The organism is Nocardioides sp., assembly GCF_031397825.1.
Taxonomy (GTDB): domain Bacteria; phylum Actinomycetota; class Actinomycetes; order Propionibacteriales; family Nocardioidaceae; genus Nocardioides.
In genome coordinates this window covers 1-2,802 of the sequence record NZ_JANNML010000013.1, presented here as the reverse complement: position 1 = coordinate 2,802, position 2,802 = coordinate 1, and the positions used below count along the sequence as shown (strand labels likewise).

Sequence of the window (2,802 nt, the reverse complement as noted above, 5' to 3'; positions counted from 1 at the left end):
CTCCGTCGTCGACATCCCCGACCGGGGCACCAACAAGCTCAACGCCGCCTTCGCCTTCGGCGGGCCGAAGCTGCTGACCCGCACGATCGAGTCCGAGACCGACATCCGCATCGACCACTACGTCGAGATCGGGTTCACCGGTTTCGTCGACATCGTCGACGCCGTCGGCGGCGTCGAGATCTGCCCGACCAAGGCGCTCAACGACCCCGATGCGGAGCTCGAGGTCGAGGAGGGCTGCCAGGAGGCGGACGGCGAGACCGCCCTCGGCTACGCCCGCACCCGCAAGACCCAGACCAACGGCGACATCGACCGGGCCAAGAACCAGCGCGAGGTCGTGGCCGCGATCGGCAGCGAGGTGGTCTCGTGGAAGACCATCGTCAACCCGATCCGCTACTGGCGCGTGATGTTCGGCGGCGCCGGGGCGGTGAAGGTCAGCGAGGGCACCGGCCCCTTCGACGCCGCCCGCTTCGCCCTCGCCATGACGCGGGTGAACGGCGAGAACGGACTCACCTGCGGCGTGCCGATCGCCGACCTGGTCGTCAACTGGGACGCCGAGCGAGCGCCGCGGAGGTTCGCGGCGATCCGCGAGGACCGCACCGACGACATCGGGCGCGACCTCTGCTCGCCCACCGGCCTGCCCCAGTAACCCTCCCCACCGAAGGCGGCACATGTCCAGCCAGACCAGCGCGTCCACCCCCGGCTCGGCCTACGAGACGCTCGACTACTCCGTGGGCGACGACGGCGTCCTCACCCTCACCCTGGACCGGCCTGATGCGCTCAACGCCTTCACCGTGCAGATGGCCGAGGAGCTCGTGGCGGCCTTCGAGCGCGCCAGCAGCGACGACGACGTCGCCGCGGTGGTCGTCACCGGCCGCGGACGCGCCTTCTGCGCGGGCATGGACCTGTCGGTCGAGGGCAACGTCTTCGGGCTCGACGAGACCCAGCGGCCCACGATGGACGACCTGCAGGACCGTCTCGACGACCCTGAGGTCCTCGACGGGGTGCGTGACACCGGGGGCCGCGTGACGCTCGCGATCTACGCCTGCACCAAGCCGGTCATCGGCGCCATCAACGGAGCCGCGGTCGGCATCGGCGCCACCATGACGCTCGCCATGGACGTCCGCCTGGCCTCGACGAAGGCCCGCATCGGCTTCGTCTTCGGCAAGATCGGCATCGTGCCCGAGGCCTGCTCGACGTGGTTCCTGCCACGCATCGTGGGCATCAGCCGGGCGCTCGAGCTCGTCTACTCGGCCGACATCCTCGACGGCGACGCCGCCCACGAGGTCGGCCTGGTCCGCTCGGTGCACGAGCCCGACGACCTACTGCCCGCTGCTCAGGCGCTGGCGCGGAAGTTCACCGCGAACCGCTCGCCCGTGGCCACCGCGCTGGCGCGGCAGATGATGTACCGCAACTCCGCCCAGCCGCACCCGATCGAGGCGCACCGCGTGGACTCGTTGGCGATGTTCTACACCTCGGTCGCCGACGGCAAGGAGGGCGTGGCGTCGTTCCGAGAGAAGCGCGACCCGTCCTACGACAGCACCACCAACGACATGCCGCCGTTCTACCCCTGGCAGGAGTGAGCCGGACCCCTCAGCGGGTCAGGTGCTCGCGCAGGAACGCGGTCTGCTCGGCCACGAAGGTCTCGAACATCTCCCCCGTGTACGGCGTGAAGTGGCCGACGTCGTAGCTGCTCACCCGGGCCGTGGGCGCCTTCTCCGCGACCGCGATGGCCGGGTGGGGCGGGGTGGTCCGGTCGCGGAGGCCGACCTGGACCAGCACGGGGACGGTGAGGTGGCGCAGCGCCCGGCCGGGTGAGTAGAGACCGATGGCCAGCGCGAACCGGGCCGCGACCCGGTCGTCGAAGCCGTCGGGTGCGAGGTCGAGGTACTCCATCGCCTCCGGTGCCGTCATGATCGCGAGATCGCCGGGACGTCCGGCCGCGGGGATGTAGTGCGGCTCCTTGCGGCGAGCAGCCCGGGCGAGGTCGCGCAGGCCGTGGGGCACCAGCCGGGCCACGCCGCGCGCGCCGAGCTCCTTGGTCGACATCGGGCCACTGACGTGCGGGACCTGGGAGACCACGCAGGCCGGCGCGACCGTGCGGGCCACCGCCATGACGTGGCCGCCGGAGAGCGAGGAGCCCCACAGCGCCACCCGGTCCGCGTCGACCTCGGGCCGCGACCGGGCGTAGGCGACGGCGTTGCCCCAGTCCTGGTGCTGGCGTCCGATGTCGAGCAGCTGGCGGGGCCGGCCGTCGCTGGAGCCGAAGTGGCGGTAGTCGAAGACCAGGACGCTCAGCCCGGCAGCGGCGAACCGCTCGGCGTAGGCGTCGAGACGCATCTCCTTGACCGCGGCCAGGCCGTGGGCCATGACCACGCAGGGCCCGGGCGACCGGGCCTCGGCACCCTGGGCCGGGTAGAACCAGCCGCGGCAGGTGACGCCGTACGACGTGAAGGTGATGTCCTCGCGCATGGTGCCGACCCTAGGGGCCGAGCGGGACGCGAGGGGGCGAACCGGGCAGGATCAGGCGCCGGGGCCGGAGCTGTCGATCTGCTGGGCGAGGTACTGCGGCACGCCGACGTGGGCGATGGCGTCGAGCTGGCCCTCGAACCAGTCGGCGTGGCTCTCCTCGTCGCGGACCATCTCCTCGAAGATCGCGGCGCTGCCGTGGTCCCCGAGGTCGTGGCACTCCTTGGCGCTGGCGTTGAACTGCGCCACCGCGGCCTTCTCGCTCTCGTGGGCCAGCCGCAGCATCTCCTGGGGCGACTCCCCCACGGTGATGGCGCCGAGGCGCTGCAGGTTGGG

General features: G+C 71.7%; 4 protein-coding genes. 2 read left to right on the top strand and 2 right to left on the bottom strand.

Going from position 1 to position 2,802, the window contains the following annotated elements; all coding sequences use genetic code 11:
• Positions 1-646 (top strand): LCP family protein (locus RMN98_RS00665; RefSeq protein WP_309646872.1); only part of this gene is annotated, 646 nt, incomplete at its 5' end.
• Positions 647-668: 22 nt separating this feature from the next.
• Positions 669-1,580: a crotonase/enoyl-CoA hydratase family protein gene (locus tag RMN98_RS00660; RefSeq protein WP_309646871.1), complete on the top strand. Its 912-nt coding sequence runs from the start codon at positions 669-671 to the stop codon at positions 1,578-1,580.
• Positions 1,581-1,590: 10 nt separating this feature from the next.
• On the opposite strand, the gene RMN98_RS00655 is transcribed toward RMN98_RS00660, so the two are convergent.
• Together RMN98_RS00655 and RMN98_RS00650 are read right to left on the bottom strand one after the other, a co-directional pair.
• Entirely contained in the window at positions 1,591-2,469 is an 879-nt protein-coding gene (locus tag RMN98_RS00655; RefSeq protein WP_309646870.1) for an alpha/beta hydrolase, read from the bottom strand.
• A 51-nt stretch (positions 2,470-2,520) separates the two neighbouring features.
• Positions 2,521-2,802, bottom strand: a 282-nt coding sequence (locus tag RMN98_RS00650) for a ferritin-like domain-containing protein (RefSeq protein ID WP_309646869.1), incomplete at its 5' end; no start/stop codon positions are given.